This is a genomic window from Actinomadura sp. NAK00032 (assembly GCF_013364275.1).
GTDB lineage: Bacteria > Actinomycetota > Actinomycetes > Streptosporangiales > Streptosporangiaceae > Spirillospora.
In genome coordinates, this window is the sequence record NZ_CP054932.1 from 7000826 (window position 1) to 7017518 (window position 16693).

General features: G+C 75.8%; 16 protein-coding genes. 8 read left to right on the forward strand and 8 right to left on the reverse strand.

Annotated elements, in window-relative coordinates:
* Nucleotides 1-12 precede the first annotated feature (12 nt).
* The 5 genes from HUT06_RS31965 to HUT06_RS31985 are packed head-to-tail and all read right to left on the reverse strand — an operon-like array spanning nucleotide 13 to nucleotide 4271.
* Nucleotides 13-684: a heme oxygenase (biliverdin-producing) gene (locus HUT06_RS31965; RefSeq protein WP_176199094.1), complete on the reverse strand. Its 672-nt coding sequence runs from the start codon at nucleotides 682-684 to the stop codon at nucleotides 13-15.
* Nucleotides 681-1529 (reverse strand): heme ABC transporter ATP-binding protein, encoded by an 849-nt coding sequence (locus HUT06_RS31970; protein ID WP_176199095.1) that lies wholly within the window; start codon nucleotides 1527-1529, stop codon nucleotides 681-683. Before HUT06_RS31970 ends, HUT06_RS31965 begins: the two co-directional genes overlap by 4 nt.
* A complete protein-coding gene (locus tag HUT06_RS31975; protein WP_176199096.1) occupies nucleotides 1526-2620 on the reverse strand; it encodes an iron ABC transporter permease in 1095 nt (364 codons plus the stop codon). Before HUT06_RS31975 ends, HUT06_RS31970 begins: the two co-directional genes overlap by 4 nt.
* On the reverse strand, nucleotides 2617-3654 hold the full coding sequence (locus tag HUT06_RS31980) for a hemin ABC transporter substrate-binding protein (protein WP_176199097.1): 1038 nt from the start codon (nucleotides 3652-3654) through the stop codon (nucleotides 2617-2619). Before HUT06_RS31980 ends, HUT06_RS31975 begins: the two co-directional genes overlap by 4 nt.
* On the reverse strand, nucleotides 3651-4271 hold the full coding sequence (locus HUT06_RS31985) for a hypothetical protein (RefSeq protein ID WP_176199098.1): 621 nt from the start codon (nucleotides 4269-4271) through the stop codon (nucleotides 3651-3653). Before HUT06_RS31985 ends, HUT06_RS31980 begins: the two co-directional genes overlap by 4 nt.
* 127 nt (nucleotides 4272-4398) lie before the next feature.
* Here HUT06_RS31985 and HUT06_RS31990 point away from each other — a divergent pair, with 127 nt between their 5' ends.
* The 5 genes from HUT06_RS31990 to HUT06_RS32010 all read left to right on the forward strand — a co-directional run bounded on the left by HUT06_RS31990 (nucleotide 4399) and on the right by HUT06_RS32010 (nucleotide 9573).
* A complete protein-coding gene (locus tag HUT06_RS31990) occupies nucleotides 4399-5169 on the forward strand; it encodes a hypothetical protein (RefSeq protein WP_176199099.1) in 771 nt (256 codons plus the stop codon).
* A gap of 114 nt (nucleotides 5170-5283) precedes the next feature.
* Nucleotides 5284-6288 (forward strand): hypothetical protein, encoded by a 1005-nt coding sequence (locus HUT06_RS31995; RefSeq protein WP_176199100.1) that lies wholly within the window; start codon nucleotides 5284-5286, stop codon nucleotides 6286-6288.
* Nucleotides 6289-6344: 56 nt separating this feature from the next.
* Nucleotides 6345-7313: a DUF916 domain-containing protein gene (locus HUT06_RS32000; protein WP_176199101.1), complete on the forward strand. Its 969-nt coding sequence runs from the start codon at nucleotides 6345-6347 to the stop codon at nucleotides 7311-7313.
* A complete protein-coding gene (locus tag HUT06_RS32005) occupies nucleotides 7310-8464 on the forward strand; it encodes a hypothetical protein (protein WP_176199102.1) in 1155 nt (384 codons plus the stop codon). The genes HUT06_RS32000 and HUT06_RS32005 overlap by 4 nt, the downstream gene beginning before the upstream one ends.
* 59 nt (nucleotides 8465-8523) lie before the next feature.
* Nucleotides 8524-9573, forward strand: coding sequence for an NAD(P)-dependent alcohol dehydrogenase (locus tag HUT06_RS32010; protein ID WP_176199103.1), 1050 nt, complete (start codon nucleotides 8524-8526; stop codon nucleotides 9571-9573).
* 36 nt (nucleotides 9574-9609) lie between these two features.
* On the opposite strand, the gene HUT06_RS32015 is transcribed toward HUT06_RS32010, so the two are convergent.
* Nucleotides 9610-10086: a cyclic nucleotide-binding domain-containing protein gene (locus HUT06_RS32015; RefSeq protein ID WP_217711551.1), complete on the reverse strand. Its 477-nt coding sequence runs from the start codon at nucleotides 10084-10086 to the stop codon at nucleotides 9610-9612.
* Nucleotides 10087-10288: 202 nt separating this feature from the next.
* On the opposite strand from HUT06_RS32015, the gene HUT06_RS32020 reads away from it, so the two are divergent.
* Nucleotides 10289-10960: a response regulator transcription factor gene (locus HUT06_RS32020; RefSeq protein WP_176199105.1), complete on the forward strand. Its 672-nt coding sequence runs from the start codon at nucleotides 10289-10291 to the stop codon at nucleotides 10958-10960.
* Between the two features lie 156 nt (nucleotides 10961-11116).
* Nucleotides 11117-13729, forward strand: a complete 2613-nt coding sequence (locus tag HUT06_RS32025) for an HAD-IC family P-type ATPase (protein ID WP_176199106.1) — start codon at nucleotides 11117-11119, stop codon at nucleotides 13727-13729.
* A 24-nt stretch (nucleotides 13730-13753) separates the two neighbouring features.
* Here HUT06_RS32025 and HUT06_RS32030 read toward each other — a convergent pair whose 3' ends face one another.
* Together HUT06_RS32030 and HUT06_RS32035 are read right to left on the reverse strand one after the other, a co-directional pair.
* On the reverse strand, nucleotides 13754-14188 hold the full coding sequence (locus tag HUT06_RS32030; RefSeq protein WP_176199107.1) for a hypothetical protein: 435 nt from the start codon (nucleotides 14186-14188) through the stop codon (nucleotides 13754-13756).
* Nucleotides 14185-15522: a multicopper oxidase domain-containing protein gene (locus tag HUT06_RS32035; RefSeq protein WP_176199108.1), complete on the reverse strand. Its 1338-nt coding sequence runs from the start codon at nucleotides 15520-15522 to the stop codon at nucleotides 14185-14187. Before HUT06_RS32035 ends, HUT06_RS32030 begins: the two co-directional genes overlap by 4 nt.
* A 188-nt stretch (nucleotides 15523-15710) precedes the next feature.
* Here HUT06_RS32035 and HUT06_RS32040 point away from each other — a divergent pair, with 188 nt between their 5' ends.
* Entirely contained in the window at nucleotides 15711-16679 is a 969-nt protein-coding gene (locus tag HUT06_RS32040) for a hypothetical protein (protein WP_176199109.1), read from the forward strand.
* The last annotated feature ends 14 nt before the right edge of the window (nucleotides 16680-16693 follow it).

The window sequence follows — 16693 nt, forward strand, 5'->3', positions numbered from 1 at the left end:
TTCCCTACTAAGTCAACGGGAATTACCGGGAATCTGCGAGGCGGCCGGCAGCTCCCCGTCCAGGGCGGCGGCCAGGCCGGCGTTGAGCCGGTAGGCGACGCGGACCTCGCCGATGACGCGGTCCTGCTCGGCCTCGTCCCACGGCGCCGCGTCGAGCAGGGTCCGGTAGCGGTCCTTGAGCGCCTTCGGCCGGTCGTCGAAGCGGTAGAAGCGGACGCCGTCCGCACCGGCGAGCCCGTAGGTCCGCGCGACCCGCGCGCCGATGACCTGGCCGCCGGACAGGTCGCCGAGGTAGCGGGTGTAGTGGTGGGCGACGAACCCGGCGGGCCAGTCGAAGCACACCTCGCGCAGGCGGTCGCAGTAGCGGCGGGTCGCGTCGTTGGGGCGGACGCGCGCCGCCCAGTCCGGTCCGTAGTAGAACGCCAGGTCGGCCTGGAGCGCGGCGCGGCGGCGGAGCACCGGGAAGTCGAACCGGCGCGCGACCTCGTCGGCGCGCATCCGGTCGGCGGCCTCTTCCAGGACGTCGTAGACGGAGTGCAGCTGCCCGATGAGGGCGGCGTACTGGTCGCGGGTGAGCCGCCCGTCCAGCAGGGCGGTCATGTACGCGGTCTGCTCGGTGCCGCCGTGGTCGGGGCGGGTGGCCGTGCGGAGGCGGGCCGAGAAGCGCTCAAGGGTCTGTGTCATGTCGTTTCCTTGCGGTCGGGTGCCGGCGGGCGGTGCGGCAGCACCACCGGGCGGGCCGTACGGGGATGGGGCATGACCTCGATGTCGTGCCGGTAGACCTCGCTGAGCAGCGCGGTCGTCAGGACGTGCGGGGGCGGCCCGCAGGCCGCGATCCGGCCGTGCGCCAGCACCGCGACGCGGTCGGCGTAGGCGGCGGCCAGGTCCAGGTCGTGGACGACGGCGATGACGGCGCGCCCTCGCGCCGCCTCGCCGCGGAGCAGGGCGAACACCTGCTCCTGGTGCCGGATGTCGAGGGCGGCGGTCGGCTCGTCGAGCAGCAGCGTCCCGGCGCGCTGGGCCAGCACGCGGGCGAGCGCCGCCCGCGCCTGCTCGCCGCCCGACAGGGCGGGGAACGGACGGTCGGCGAACTCGGCCACGTCCGCGTCGCGCATGGCGCGTGCCACGGCGGCGTCGTCCTCGTCCTCCAGTTCGGTGCCCGCCCAGGGGCTGCGGCCCATGCGGACGACCTCGGCGACGGTGAACGCGAACGCGAGGGCGTGGTGCTGCGGCAGCGTGGCCCGGCGCATGGCCTGCTCGCGGGGCGTCCACGCGTCGAGCGGACGGCCGTGGAGCGCGACCCGCCCGGCCGACGGGCGCAGGTCGCCGGCCAGCGCCGACAGCAGCGTCGACTTCCCCGCGCCGTTCGGGCCCACGAGGAGGAGGGTCTCGCCGTGCCGGACCTCCAGGTCGACGCCGTCCAGGACGGTCCGGGCGCCCCGCCTGACGGTGACGCCGTGCGCGGCGAGCGCCACCGAGCCCGGCTCGGACGGCCCGGGGAGGCGCGTCCGGCGGCGCAGGGCGATCACTGCCAGCCTCCGGCGCGGGTCCGGGTCCGGCGCAGCAGCCAGAAGAAGAACGGGCCACCGACCAGCGACGTCAGCACGCCGAGCGGGAGCTCCTGGTAGGCGATGGACGTCCGGGCCACCACGTCGGCGACGACGACGAGCACCGCGCCGCCGAGCGCGGACGCCGGGATCAGGACGCGGTGGCCCGGGCCCGCCGCCATCCGCACCAGGTGCGGGACGACCAGGCCGATGAACGCGATGATCCCGCTGAACGCCACGGCCGCCGAGGTGGTGAGCGCGATGACCGCGATGCCCGTGAAGCGCAGCCGCTCCACGTCCACGCCGAGCTGCCGCGCGGACCGCTCGCCGAGCGCGAGGACGTCCAGCCGGCGGGCGCACGCGCAGGCGATGGCGATGCCCGCCGCGGCGCACGGCGCGACGGCCGCCACGGCGGGCCAGGTCGCGGACGCGAGGCTGCCGAGCTGCCAGGACGTGATGGCGCGCAGCGCGTCGTTGCCGGAGGCGAACATCAGCAGGCCGAGCGCGGCGGAGGTGACGGCGTTGACCGCGATGCCGGTGAGCAGCAGCGTGACGACCTCGGTACGGCCGCCCGCCCGCGACACCGCGTACACCAGCAGCGTCGTCGCGAGCCCGCCGGCGAACGCGGCGAGGACGACCGTCCAGCCGCCGAACGCGGTCAGCCCGAACACGATCACGGCGGCGGCGCCGGTCGCGGCGCCCGACGACACCCCGATGACGCCGGGCTCGGCGAGCGGGTTGCCGAAGACGCCCTGCATCATCGCGCCGCCGCAGCCGAGCGCCGCGCCGGTGACGACGGCGAGCGCGACGCGGGGGAAGCGGACGACCCACAGCGCGTTGTCGCCCTGCGGTCCCGACGGCACCGGCCCGAGGTCGAGCCCGAGCCGGTGCGCGATGGAGCCGAGCACCTCGGCGGGCGGGATGCCGACCTGCCCGAGGCTCGCGCCCGCGATGACCGCCGCCACGAGCGCGGCGGCCAGCCCGCCGATCAGCAGCGTCCCGCGCAGCCGCGCCGGGCGCTTCCCCCCACTGGCCGCCGCCGGAGGGGCGGCCTTCTCCTGGACGGCGGTCATGGCGCGCACGGCCGGTGGACGGCGGCGGCCAGCGCCTTGATGGTCGCGCCGGTGCGGGGGCCGAACGTGAGCAGGCTCCCGTCGTCGGCGTCCACGACCCGCCTGTCGCGCCCGGCGGGCGTCTGCGCGATGCCGGGCAGCCCGACCAGGCCGCGCACGCCGCCGACCGACGCCAGCCCCTTGGTCAGGACGAGGATCACGTCGGGCGCGGCGTTGATCATGCCCTCGCTGGTCAGCGGCCGGAACCCGGACAGCCCGGCGGCGGTTCCGGCGTCGGTCGCGCCGATCGCCTCGATCAGCGCGTCGGAGCCGGCGCCCTTGCCGCCGATGAGGTAGACCCCGGCGGTGCCGCGCAGGTAGAGGAACGCGACGCGCAGCGGCGCGGCCGATTCCGCCGCCGCAGCGCGGCCGGCCTCGATCTCCTCGTCGATGCGGGCGCGCAGGGCCTTGCCCGCCGCCGGGACGCCCAGCGCGGCGGCCACCGCCGTGACGTGCTCACCGATCGCGGGCAGCGTCTGGTCGTCGCCGACGAGGACGACGGGGACGCCGGCCGCGCGGAGCTGGTCCATCGCCTCGGGCGGCCCGATCCCGGCGTCGGCGATGACGACGCTCGGGTCCAGGCGCAGGATGGCCTCGGCCGACAGGTCGTGGCCGTTCGTGGTCACCAGCGGCAGGTGCGCGGCGCCGCCGAACGTGGTGGAGGCGTCCCGGCCGACCATGCGGTCGCCGAGGCCGAGGCTGTAGACGATCTCGGCGAGCGACCCGTACATGTTGAGCGCGAGGACGCGGTCGGCGCTGCGGACGGTGACGTCCCGGCCGTCCGCCGACCGCACCGTCACGGGCAGCCTCGGCTCGGGCGCGGGGCCGATCGGCTTCACGTCGCGGGCGACCTCGACCGTGGACGGCCCGCAGGTCGCCGCCGGGTCGGCGGCGGTGGTCCTGGACGCGGCCGTGCCGGCGGCGCAGCCGCTCAGCAGCAGCCCCGCCAGGACGACGGCGGACGCGCCGAGAAGGCGCGGTCTGGCGACGTTCACCTCGCGTGCTCCGCGGCGCTCCGGCGGCGGCGCAGCACGAGCACCGCTCCGCCTCCCACGACGACGGCCGCCGCTCCGGCACCGCCCGCCCACACCGCCGCGGGCGTCCCGCCGCCGTCGAAGGAGACGGGGACGCGGACGTCCTGCGTGCGGTCCGCCGTCCGGGTGTGGTCGGCGCGGCTGGCGACCACGCACCGAGTCTCCGCGCAGTCCACGGTGGCGGAGAGCCGCGCCGCGACGTTCAGGGTGACGCTGAACGTGCCGCCGGTCCCGTAGCGCACGGCGAGGTCCCGCCCGTACGGGGGCGGGTTGTCGGAGATCCAGTGGGACGCGCCGGTGGAGCCCGTCGTGTCGGCGCCTCCGCCGCACGGGCTCGGCGCCTTGCCGGGCCCGTTGTCCTTGCAGAAGGCGACGTAGACGCCCTTGCGGGTGTCGAAGCCCTTGCCGCTGACGGTGACCGTCTCGCCGCCGGCCTTCAGGCCCGACGTCTTGGACACCGTGAGGGTCTGGCCCCGGGCGCCGGTGGCCGAGCCGGCGTCGGCGTGGGCCGCCGCCGTTCCGGTCCATGCGGCCAGTCCCAGGGCACCGAGCAGGAGGGGGGTGCGCAGCGGTCTCATTCGTCCGTCCCAATGCCGTTGCCGTGCTGACCCGGCGTTCTGCCTCTTTACGCCGAGCGGATCATTACCTTAACTTAGCCTTACCTAACTTTCATTAGGCAAGCCTTACCTAACAGGAGTCGTCAGCGTGAGCCGGTGTCAGCGCATCCTCGGTCCGGTCGTCGCGGTCGCCGCGGCGGGCGCCGGCCTCGTCGCGGTCGCGCCCCCGGCGCACGCGGCGTCGCTGCGCGTCTCCCCGACGGCGAACCTCGCTCCGGGCGGGCAGCAGGTGACGGTCGCGGGCTCCGGCTTCGACGCCGCCCGCAACAACGGGTTCGGCGTGTACGTGGTCTTCGGGCCGCGCCGAGGCGACTTCCACCGCAACGCCAACGCGTTCGCGTCGGCGGTATGGGTGCACCGGGGCGGCAGCGGCGCCGGGCAGGCCCGGATGTCCGCCGCCGGGACGTTCACGGTGACGCTCAGGGTGAAGGCGAAGTACACCGACGGCGACGGGCGCGCCGTGGACTGCGCCGCGACCGGCTGCTACGTGATGGCCTTCGCCGCCCATGGCGTGCCGGACCGCAGCCAGGACGCCTTCGTCCCGGTGTCGTTCCGCGCCTCCCGCCCCTCCGGCGGGACGGCCCCCGGCGGTGGCGCCTCCAGCCCGGCCGCCGCGCCGAGCGGCAGGACGACCGCGGCCCCGAACACCACGGCGAGCACCGCCGCTTCCTCCTCCCCCACCGCCGCCGGGGCCGCGCCGCAGGCGTCCCCGGCCGGATCGGCGACACCGCTCGCCGTCGAGCCGTACCGCGTCACGGCCGCCGGAGCTCCCGCGCGGTCGCCATGGCCGTTCTGGCTCGCGGTCGGCGCCGTCGCCGCCGCCGCGCTCGCGGTGCGGCGCCTCGCCCGCCGCCGCTGATCCCGCCTCCTCCGGACCCGCCTCCTCCGGACCCGCCCCCGCCGTGCCGCCCGGCCCGGCGGCCACCGTCTCCGGCGCGCTCGCGCCGGTGTCCCCTCCTCGCTAGGAGAATCCATGAGATCCCCCCTCGGTCGGACGTCGCGCCGGACCGCCGTCCTCGGCGCGGCCGCCGTCCTCGGGCTCGGCCTCGCGGCGGCGCCCGCGCTCGCCGCCGGACCGTCCACGACCGTGACGCCGACGACCGGCGCCGATCCGGCGGGCCAGGACATCCGCGTCACCGGCGCCGGGTTCGACCCGGACAAGAACAACGGCTTCGGCGTTTATGTGGCGTTCGGCCCGAAGAAGGGCGCCGACTGGTACCTGAACGCCAACGCGTTCCAGGCCACCAAGTGGGTGCACAAGAACGCGTCCGGCAGTTCCGGGCAGGCGAAGATGAACGCCGACGGCACCTTCGACCTGACCCTGACCGGCGTCAAGGCCCAGTACACCGACGGCGACGGCAACAAGGTCGACTGCCTCACCACCCAGTGCTACATCCTGACGCTCGCCGCCCACGGGTCGCCCGACCGCAGCCAGGACACCGCGACGCCGGTCACCTTCACCGGCGGCGAGAACCCGGACCCGGACCCGGGCGGCGGGGACCCCGGCACCGGTGAGCCGGGCGGCGGCACGGGCGACCAGCGCATCACCGCCGACGTCACCCGGACCGGCGCCCTCAGCATGTCGATGGCCGGCACCGACGTGGCGCTGACCGACGCCGCGCCCGGCGGCAGCGCCACCGGCGCGCTGCACAAGGCCACCGTCACCGACGCGCGCGGCACCGACGCGGGCTGGAACCTCGTCGGCCAGATGAGCGACCTGTCCTCGGCCGAGGGCGGCACCATCCCGGCGGCGAACCTGGCGTGGACGCCGAGCGCCGCGGTCGTCGAGGACGGCTCCGGCGCGGCCGTCGCCCCCGGACCGCGGGTCCGCGGCCTGGGCACCGCGCAGACCCTGGCCACGTCCGCGGCCGGGGCCAGCGGCGGCGTCTTCGAGGCCGGCGCCGGGCTCGACCTGCTCGTGCCGGCCGGCGTCACCCCCGGTTCGTACACCGGCACGCTCACGCTGACCCTGTCCTGACCCGTCCGGTGGCGCCGCGCCCCGCCGCGGCGCCACCCCCACCCGCGGAGCCCACCATGACCAGCAAGGCCGCCCTCGCGGGCGGTGCCGTCCTGACGGCCGTCCTCCTCATCCCGCCCGCGCCGGCCGCGGCCGCCCCGGGCGACCCGGGCGCCATGGCCTGGGCGGTGCGGCCCGCCGGGCCGAAGGGCCCCAGCGGGCGCGACTACTTCGGCTACTCGCTCTCCCCCGGGCAGACCGTCCGGGACAAGGTGTCGATCTCCAACCTGAGCGACCGCGCCCGGACGTTCCGGGTGTACGCCACCGACGCCTTCACCACCGCCGACGGCTCGTTCGGCCTGCTCACCGCCGACCGCACCCCGACCGGCGTCGGGACGTGGGTGACGATCGAGCGCGGCTCGTACACGGTCAAGGCGGGCAGGACGGTGCAGGTGCCGTTCACGCTCAAGGTGCCGCACGACGCCACGCCGGGCGACCACGGCGGCGGCATCGTCGCGTCCGTCACCGAGCAGCGGACCACCGCGCGGGGGCAGCGCGTCAACGTCGACCGGCGGGTCGCGGCGCGCGTCTACCTGCGGGCCGCCGGGGCGCTCGCGCCCGCCCTCCAGGTCACCGCGCTGCGCACCGGGTACGACGCGCCGCTCGTCGGCAACGGCCGGATGGACGTCACCTACACCGTCCGCAACACCGGGAACCTGCGGATGACCGCGCTGGCCAGGATCGGCGCGCAGGGGCCGTTCGGGCTGCCGCTCGGGGAGCAGGTCTCCCGCGGCATCCCCGAACTGCTGCCCGGCGGCAGCTACACCTTCACGGAGCGGATCGGCGGCGTCCCGCCGGCGGGACGGCTGGCCGCCTCGGTCAGGCTCTCGCCGACCGACCCGCAGACCGGCAGGCCGGTCGCCGCACGGCCGGTGGCCCGCAAGGCGTCGCTGTGGCACGTTCCGTGGCTGATCGCGGGCGCCGTCGCCGTGCTCGCCGCCGGGGCCGTGTACGCGCGGCGCCGACGTCCGAGGAGCGCCCGATGAGAACGCTCAGGTTCGCCGCCGCCCTCGCCGCCGCCGCGTCGGTGCCGCTGCTCGCCACTCCCGCCCACGCGGAACCCGCGATCGGCCTCGACCGGACGGCGGTCAAGCCGGGCCAGACCGTGACCGTGCGCCTGACCGGCTTCGCACCGGGCAACCTCCTCGTCGAACTGTGCGGCAACCAGGCGCGGCGCGGCACCGCCGACTGCGCGGTGGCGGCGTCCGCCAGCACCTACGCGGGCGAGGGCAAGGCCACCGCCGTGATGCTCAACGTCGCCAAGCCGCCGGTCGGCTGCCCCTGCGTCATCGCGGTGCGGCCCGTCACCGGCGGCGCGGCCCGGACCGTCCCGATCAAGGTGGCGGGCGTGCCGACGCTGTCGGCCGCCGAACGTCCCGCCGCGTCGGCAGCGGGCGGGACCCGCCGGCTGTCCGCGACCGCCGTCTCGGTACGCGGCGGCGGCCTCCTGGACGGCTGGCTCGGCGGCGCCGCCGACCGCACCCTCCGCGTCACCCTGCGCAACGAGGGCACGACACCCCTCACCGACGTCCCGCTCTCGCTGACCATGGGACGCGGTCCCGACCCCGCCGACCTGGTCACCGCGCCCGCGCTGGGCACGCTCGACCCGGGCCAGGAGCGCACGTACGACATCCCGTTCACGCTGGGCGCGCCGGCGTTCGGCCGCTACACCGTGCGCGGCGAGATCGGCGGGCTGGACGAGCCGATCGCGTTCACCGCGCACACCGCCGGCTACCCGTGGGCGCTGCCGCTGCTCGGCGCGCTGCTCGTCCCGCTGCCCCTGGCCGCCCGCCGCCGGAGACCCCGCCCCCGCCCGGCCTCCGCCGCCCGCCAGCCGCGCGGCATGAACGAGAACGTGGCCGCCAACATCGCCTGGTGGACGCGGGCGCGCGGCCACACGCCCGAAGCGCTGGCCGACGCCCTCACCGTCGCCACCGGCCGCCCGTACACGGCCGCCGACCTGCCCCCGGCCACGCCCGCCTGCTCGTTCGACGCGGACACGCTGGAGGCGGTGAGCACGTTCCTCGGCATCCCGTTGCCCGCCCTGCTGCTCCCCGCCCCGGCCGGCGCGCAGGACGAGGACGCCCGCCTCACCCCTCGCGCCGGCACCGGCCCGCCCTCCAGCCTGCCCACTTAGCGCAACGCATCCCGGTTTCGGGGTATGCGGGGTGGGACGGGGCATTTCAGGGAGGGATCATGCGCGCACTTCGGTTGCTGGAGTGGAAGTCCGATCCGGAGCTGGTCGAGGTCGCCGAGCCGGAGCCGGGGCCGGGCCAGGTCGTCGTCAAGGTCGGGGGCGCGGGGGCCTGCCATTCGGACCTGCACCTCATGCGCGACTTCGACGGCGCGACGCTGCCGTGGGGGCCGCCGTTCACCCTCGGCCATGAGAACGCCGGGTGGGTGCACGCCGTCGGCGACGGCGTGCGCGGGCTCGACGTGGGCCGGCCGGTGGCCGTGTACGGGCCGTGGGGCTGCGGGATCTGCCCGCGCTGCCAGATCGGGGCGGAGGACTACTGCGAGAACCCGGCGGAGGCGCCGGTGCCCGGAGGCGGCGGCGGGCTCGGCCTCGACGGCGGCATGGCCGAGTACCTGCTCGTCCCCGCCGCGCGGTTCCTCCTGCCGCTGCCGGACGGCCTCGACCCGGTGGCGGCGGCGCCGCTGACCGACGCCGGGCTCACCCCGTACCACGCCGTCCGGCGGTCGTGGGCGAAGCTGCCGCCGGGCGCGACCGCGGTCGTGATCGGGACGGGCGGGCTCGGCCACCTGGGGGTGCAGGTCCTCAAGGCCACCACCGCCGCCCGGGTCATCGCCGTCGACACGCGGGAGGAGGCCCGGGAGCGCGCGATGGCGCACGGCGCCGACCTCGCCCTCCCGTCCGGCGGCGGCACGGCGGACGCCGTGCGGGAGGCGACCGGCGGGCGCGGCGCGGACGTGGTGCTCGACTTCGTCGGCGTGGACGCGACGCTCGCGATCGCCGCCGCGTCGGCGCGGATGCTCGGCGACGTGACGATCGTCGGCATCGGCGGCGGCACGCTGCCGGTGTCGTTCTTCTCCGTCCCCTACGAGGTGTCGTTCCAGACGACCTACTGGGGGACGCGGCCGGAGCTGGCGGAGGTCCTCGACCTGGCGGCGCGGGGGCTGCTGCGGCCCGACGTCACCGAGTTCCCGCTGGACCGGGCGCTCGACGCCTACCGCGACATGGAGGCGGGCCGGCTGGAGGGCCGCGCCGTGATCGTGCCCGGCTGACGCGACGGCCCGCGCGCGTCACGGGTGCGGCGCGGGTCACGGGTGCGGCGCGGGCGCGGCGGAGGCGGCCTCCAGGAGCCGCAGCCGCACCGCCTGGAGCCGGTCGACGGCGAGTTCGGTGAAGCGGCGGGTCAGCTCGTAGCCGAGCGCGGGGTCGACCGCGCACAGCGTGCGCACCAGCCGCCCGTCGAACTCGACGGCCTCGACACCGGTGACCGCCGTCGCGCCGAAGCGCCACCGGTACGGGTGGAACAGCCAGGACCAGCCCAGCACCGAGCCGGGCCCGGAGGTGTCGACGACGACCGTCCCGCGGCCGGGCACGCGCAGGTCGAGCGCCGCCTCGCCGTCGCGGATCAGCCAGAACCGCTCGGCGGGCCCGCCCTCGGCGATGATCCGCCGCCCCGCCGGGATCGCGGCGGGCCGGGCCGCGGTCGCCAGCCTGGCCAGGTCGGCGCCGCGCATCCCGTGCAGGAAGGGCTCCCGCGCGAGGTCGGCCGCCGTAAGGATGCTCACGGTTCGCCCCCGATCATGTGTGGTCCGTCCCCCCATCCCAGCGCAGCGGGTGACCCCCGCCACAGGGCCGAAAGGCCCTTGCCCGCGGGACCTCCGCCGGTCCGGGACCTTGGTCCCATGGCGGCGGGACGTCCGGCGGTCGCGCCACCGCGCGGGCGCGGGTAGCGTCCGTTCTGTCAGCGATGAGGCGAAGGGCGGGGCCATGAGCGGTGAGGCCGCCGGGACGATCCGGGTGTTCCTGCTGGACGACCACGAGGTCGTCCGCCGCGGGGTCGCGGCGCTGCTGTCGGCCGAGGACGACATCGAGATCGTCGGCGAGGCCGGCACCGCCGACCACGCGCTCGCCCGCATCCCCGCCGCGCGCCCCGACGTCGCCGTCCTGGACGTGCGGCTCCCCGACGGCGACGGCGTCACCGTCTGCCGCGAGATCCGCTCCCGGCTGCCCGACCTGGCCTGCCTCATGCTGACCTCGTTCGACGACGAGGACGCCCTGTTCGAGGCCGTCATGGCGGGCGCCGCCGGGTACGTCCTCAAGCAGATCCACGGCTCCGACCTCGTCGGCGCCGTCCGCACCGTCGCCACCGGCCAGTCCCTCCTGGACCCCCGCTCCACCGCCCGCATGCTCCAGCGGCTGCGCGACCGGCAGGAGAAGCAGGACCCGCTCAGGGCCCTGACCGACCAGGAGCGCCACATCTTCGACCTGATCGGCGAGGGCCTCACCAACCGGCAGATCGGCGAGCGGCTCTTCCTCGCCGAGAAGACCGTCAAGAACTACATCTCCAGCATCTTCGCCAAGCTCGGCATGAGCCGCCGCACCCAGGCCGCCGCGCTCGCCGCCCAGCTCAAGGCCGACCGCCGGGACTCGCACATCTAGCTGATCTTCCGCCCCGGCCCCGCACGTCCCCGGCCGCGCGGGCGTCAGCGGCACGCCCGGGGGCATGAAGCGGGAGATTCGCGGGACCATCGCCCCTGCGAGCCCGCACCGGCTCGCCGGAGGCGGCGCGGGCTCGGGGGTGACAGGAGGTTGGGGATGACGACGGCTCTCGCGCCTTACCGCAGACCCGCCGAGGACGTCGTGCGCGACCTCGGCGGCGACGCGTCCCGCGGGCTGGCCGCGGCCGAGGCGGCGGCCCGGCTGGAGCGGGAGGGGCCCAACACACTGCCGGCCGCGCGCGGGCGCGGGCCGGTGGCGCGGTTCCTGCTCCAGTTCAACAGCCCGCTGATCTACGTGCTGCTCGCGGCGGCGGCCGTGACCGCGCTGCTCGGCGAGCACGTGGACGCGCTGGTGATCCTCGGCGTGGTGGTCGTGAACGCCGTGGTCGGGTTCGTCCAGGAGTCGCGGGCGGAGAAGGCGCTGACCGCGCTCGCCGCGATGGCGCGCACGACGGCGGTCGCCGTCCGGGACGGCGCGCCGGTCAAGGTCCCGGCGGCCGACCTGGTCCGCGGCGACCTGGTCGTGCTGGAGGCCGGCGACAAGGTCCCGGCCGACCTGCGGCTGCTGCGCACCGACGAGCTGGCGGTGGACGAGTCGGCGCTGACCGGCGAGTCGGCGCCGGTCGCCAAGGACCCGGCGGAGCTGCCGGAGGTCGCGCTCGCCGACCGGGCCGCGATGGCGTTCTCCGGCACGCTGGTGACCGCGGGCCGGGGCGCCGGACTCGTCGTGGCGACCGGCGCGGACACCGAACTCGGCGGCATCAACCGGCTGGTGCAGAGCACGGCGGCGGTACAGACCCCGCTCACCCGCAAGATCGCCCAGTTCAGCCGGGTGGTGACGGTCGCGATCCTGGTGCTGGCCGCCGTCACCTTCGCGATCGGAGTCCTGCGCGGCCGGGGTGCGACCGAGATGCTGACCGCGGCGGTCGCGCTCGCCGTCGGCGCGATCCCCGAGGGCCTGCCCGCCGTCGTGACGATCACGCTGGCGCTCGGCGTCGCCCGGATGGTGCGGCGCGGCGCGATCGTCCGGCACCTGCCCGCCGTGGAGACGCTCGGCGGCACCACCGTCATCTGCACCGACAAGACCGGCACGCTCACCCAGAACCAGATGACCGTCACCGCGATCAGCGCGGGCGGGCTCGACTACACCCTCACCGGCACCGGCTACGCGCCGCACGGCACGGTCGAGCGGGACGGCCGGCCGGTCGACGCCGCCGGCCATCCGGCGCTCAGGGAGACGCTGCTGGCGGGGCTCGGCTGCAACGACGCGCGGCTCGCCGAGACCGACGGCGGCTGGCGGATCACCGGCGACCCCACCGAGGGCGCCCTGCTCACCAGCGCCGCCAAGGCCGGGCTCGACCGGGTCCCGGAGCGGACGGCGACGCTCCCGTTCAGCTCCGAGCGCCGCTACATGGCGACGCTCCACGAGGACGGCACCATCTACGTCAAGGGCCAGCTCGAACGGGTCCTCCAGCTGTGCGACGACGCCGCCGGGCCCGACGGCGCGCCCGTCCCGCTGGACCCGGACGCCGTCATCGCCCGCGCCGAGGCCTACGGCGGCGAGGCCCTGCGCGTGCTGGCGTTCGCCCGAGGGCGCGGCGACACGCTGGACGGGCTGCCCCGGCTGACGTTCCTCGGCCTGCAGGCCATGCTGGACCCGCCGCGCGAGGAGGCCGCCGACGCCGTCCGGACCTGCCACGGCGCCGGCATCCAGGTCAAGATGATCACCGGCGACCACGCGGCGACCGCCGCCGCCATCGGCGCCCGCGTCGGGCTGGCGGGCGAGGTCATGACCGGCGCCGAGCTGACCGGGGACGTCTCCCCCGAACGGGTCCGGGCGACCACGGTCTTCGCCCGCGTCTCCCCCGAGCAGAAGCTCCGCCTCGTCCAGGCGCTGCAGAGCTCCGGGCACGTCATCGCGATGACCGGCGACGGCGTCAACGACGCGCCCGCGCTCAAGCAGGCCGACATCGGCGTGGCGATGGGCCGCAGCGGCACCGACGCCGCCAAGGAGTCCGCCGACATGGTGCTGACCGGCGACGACTTCGCCTCCATCGAGCAGGCCGTCGAGGAGGGGCGCGGCGTCTTCGACAACCTGGTGAAGTTCATCGTGTGGGCGCTGCCGTCCAACATCGGGCTCGGGCTCGTCCTCGTCGCGGCGATCCTCGCCGGGACCGCGCTGCCGATCCTGCCGCTCCAGGTGCTGTGGCTGAACATGACCGCGGTGCTCGTCCTCGGCCTGCCGTTCGCCGTCGAGCCGAAGGACGAGCACATCATGAGCCGCCCGCCGCGCGACCCGGCGCTGCCGCTGCTCACCCGCGCGATGACCACGCGGATCCTGCTGGTCTCGGCGATCCTGCTGGCCGGCTCGTTCGGGCTCCAGCACTGGGAACGCGGCCACGGCGCCTCCCCGGAGGTCGCGCAGACGATCGTCGTCAACGTGTTCGCGCTGACGCTGCTGACCTACATGTTCAACTGCCTGTCCCTGGACCGGCCGCTGCTGTGGCGGGGCGTCCGCCGCAACCCGTGGGTCGCCGTCAGCGTCGTCGCCCTCGCCGCGCTCCAGGCGCTCTACACCTACACGCCCTTCATGAACGACGTGTTCGACTCCGCGCCTCTCGACGCCGCCGCCTGGGCGCGCATCGCGGTCATCGCCGTCATCTCCTACCTGGTGGTGGAGGCGCTCAAGCTCGCCCAGCGGCCCCGCTGAGCCGGTGGCCTCGCGCATCCTCCATCAGGTGCTGGGCAGGGCGGTCGCCATGAGGACGATGCCGACGGAGCCGACGAGCGAGGCGATCGCCATGGACCGGGCGAAGGACGGGTGCCGGGAGCTGGCCCAGCCGTGCACGCCCGCGACGGCGACGACGGCGCCGAACAGCAGCAGCTTGGCGGCCAGGATGCGGCCGTAGCCGGGCTCGGCGAGCGAGGCCCAGGTGACGCCCTTGTGCCAGGCCATCGCCACGCCGGTGGTGATCTGCACCGGCAGGAAGACCGCCCCGGTGAAGATCCCGAACCGGCGGCCGACCTCCCGCGCCATCCCGGTGTACTGCCCGGCGGCGAGCTTCCGGCGGGCGAGCGGCAGCAGGACCAGGGAGATGGTGAGCTGCCCGCCCACCCACAGCGCGGCCCCCGAGACGTGCAGGAAGCGGATGACGGACCACCAGGTCATGGGGTCACCTTCAGGATTCCGTGGGCGCCGGTTTCGCCGTGGCGCATGTCGTGGTCGACGAAGGGATAGTGGCCCGCTTCGGGGACGACGGTCTCGACGAACCCGCCCTGGCCCGGTGCCAGATCGAGGATCTGCGCGCCGCCCGGGTCCCCCTTGCGGAGTCGGTAGGCACCCTCTTTGTAGAGGGTGTCGAACTGGGCGCCGACGATGTGGAACGCGGTGCCGGACGACGGTCCGGCGTCCACCACCCACACGCGGACGCGGTCACCGGTACGAGCGGTCAGCGGAGCATGGTCGTAGCCGGCGGCGGTGCCGTTGAACATCCACGCGTCCGGACGGCCTTCGCGCATCTTGGCCACCTGATCCTGCGAGCCGGGCACGCCCACGTACAACTCGCCCTGGACCAAGACGTACTCACGGTCGACCGCCGGCAGATCGGGCGGGTCGATGATGACCGCGCCGTACATCCCGTTGGCGATGTGCTGCAGCATCGGCATGGTCGAGCAGTGATACAGCCACGCCCCCGCACGCTCGGCGGTGAACCGGTACGTCAACCGCTCCCCCGGCCCGATCGTGCGCATCGGCACGTCCGGGGCCAGGCTGCCCGCGTGGAAGTCGATGCCATGGCCCATGGTGGTGTCGTTGACCAGGGTGATCACGAACACGTCCCCGACCCTGCCGCGCAACACCGGACCCGGGACACTGCCGCCGAACGTCCACATCGTCTGCCGCACCCCGGGCGCGACCTCCAACTCCCGGTCCCCGGCACGCAACTCCACCCGGTGCTCCCTCACCCCGCGGGCGGGCTTGAGCGCGGCGTCGTAGGGGGCCCAGCCCGCTGAGGGCTGGGCGGACAGGTCGAGCCCGCCGGTGCCCATCGCCTGATGGTTCATCGACGGCGCGTGCGCCTGGTGCCCGCCGGTCGGCTTGATCCGCATCGTCATCCCGGCGGCACGATGGCCCGCAACCGTGCACCAGCCGTCAACCGCCCCCTTCAGCGGCGGCACCGTCAGCGTCGCCGACTCCCCCCGATCCAGCATCGGAGTCGCCTGACCCGACGCCAGACGCAGGTCATGCCGCATCGCATCCCTGTTCGTCACCCGCAACACCAACCGCGCACCCGGCGCGGCCTCGATCGTCCCCGGCCGGATGCGCATGTTCGCCAACGTCACCTCCACCACACGCGTCCCCGACGCGGTGACGGTGCGGGCGGGCGAGTCGGTCCGGCCGCTCGTCGCGAACACCACCGCCAAGGCGGTCAGAAGGCAGCCGACCAGGACACCGGCGACCGGCGGCGATGGCCGCGCGCCGCGCGAAAGGTTCACGCGTTCCACGGTCGCGGCCGAGCGCGCGGCGCGAGAGGGTCCAAGGTCCCGCCGGCCCGGACCGAAAGGCCCGCCCGTGCGACGGCCCCGGACGGACCGTCCTTGGTCCCCCGCCTCGCGGGACCTTCGGCCCTGGGGCCGCACCGCCCCGCGCCGAAAGCCTGGAAGGGCACAGCGCCGGCATGTGGAGGTGCGTCATGCCCCATCCGTTCGCGACGCACGTCGGAGTGCGCCGACTGGTCACCGCGGCCATCGCGGCGCCGTCGGTGCACAACACCCAGCCCTGGCTCTTCCGGCTCGACCGGGACGCGTCGGTCCTGGAACTGCACGCGGACCCCGGCCGCGCGCTGCCGGTCATCGACCCCGGCGGCCGGGCCCTGCACATCAGCTGCGGCGCCGCGCTGCTCAACCTGCGGCTGGCGATCCGGTCGACCGGGCACCGCCCGCTGATCGAGCGGTTCCCCGACCCCGGACGGCATCCGGCGCTGCTGGCGTCCGTCCGGGCGGTGGACGCGACGATGCCGTCGCCGGGCCAGTCCGAGCTGTACGCGACCATCCCGCACCGGCGCACCAACCGCGGACCGTTCGGCAAGCGGCGGGTGCCGCAGGTCGTCCGGGACGAACTGCTGGCCGCCGCGCAGGAGGAGGGGGCGATGCTCGCCCTGCCCGGCCCGCAGACGACGGCGTACCTGCTCAGCCTGATCGCCGCGGCGGACGCGCGGCTCACCGCCGACCCCGCCTACCGCGCCGAGCTGGCCGGCTGGACGCCGGGCCGCACCCGCGGCGACGGCGTCCCCTGGTACGCCTTCGGGCCGCGGCCGAGCGGGCGCGGCCTGCCGCTGCGCGACTTCGGCCTGTCCGGGCCGGCCGCCGGGCGGACGGCCGACGACTTCGCCGCGCGGCCCCAGCTCGGCGTGCTGCTCACCCGCGGCGACGGCCCCCGGGACTGGCTGCTGGCCGGGCAGGCCCTGCAGCGGGTCCTGCTGACCGCCGCGCGGCGCGGCGTGTCGGCGTCGATGCTCACCCAGCTCCTGGACGGGCGCGGCCCCGCGACGTCCGGGCCCAGCCCGCACGGGCACATCCAGGCGGTCATCCGGTTCGGCTACGGGCGGCCCGTGCCCGGCACGCCGCGCCGGCCGTTCCCGGAAGTCCTGGAACGCGTCTGATCCGCGACCGCACC

Bases quoted from the DNA above. Each gene is read 5' to 3' on its own strand.
- HUT06_RS32025 (WP_176199106.1), top strand. From the start codon at position 11,117: ATGACGACGGCTCTCGCGCCTTACCGCAGACCCGCCGAGGACGTCGTG.
- HUT06_RS32020 (WP_176199105.1), top strand. From the start codon at position 10,289: ATGAGCGGTGAGGCCGCCGGGACGATCCGGGTGTTCCTGCTGGACGAC.
- HUT06_RS31965 (WP_176199094.1), bottom strand. From the start codon at position 684: ATGACACAGACCCTTGAGCGCTTCTCGGCCCGCCTCCGCACGGCCACC.
- HUT06_RS32040 (WP_176199109.1), top strand. From the start codon at position 15,711: ATGCCCCATCCGTTCGCGACGCACGTCGGAGTGCGCCGACTGGTCACC.
- HUT06_RS31985 (WP_176199098.1), bottom strand. From the start codon at position 4,271: ATGAGACCGCTGCGCACCCCCCTCCTGCTCGGTGCCCTGGGACTGGCC.
- HUT06_RS31995 (WP_176199100.1), top strand. From the start codon at position 5,284: ATGAGATCCCCCCTCGGTCGGACGTCGCGCCGGACCGCCGTCCTCGGC.
- HUT06_RS31975 (WP_176199096.1), bottom strand. From the start codon at position 2,620: ATGACCGCCGTCCAGGAGAAGGCCGCCCCTCCGGCGGCGGCCAGTGGG.
- HUT06_RS32005 (WP_176199102.1), top strand. From the start codon at position 7,310: ATGAGAACGCTCAGGTTCGCCGCCGCCCTCGCCGCCGCCGCGTCGGTG.
- HUT06_RS32010 (WP_176199103.1), top strand. From the start codon at position 8,524: ATGCGCGCACTTCGGTTGCTGGAGTGGAAGTCCGATCCGGAGCTGGTC.
- HUT06_RS32030 (WP_176199107.1), bottom strand. From the start codon at position 14,188: ATGACCTGGTGGTCCGTCATCCGCTTCCTGCACGTCTCGGGGGCCGCG.
- HUT06_RS32000 (WP_176199101.1), top strand. From the start codon at position 6,345: ATGACCAGCAAGGCCGCCCTCGCGGGCGGTGCCGTCCTGACGGCCGTC.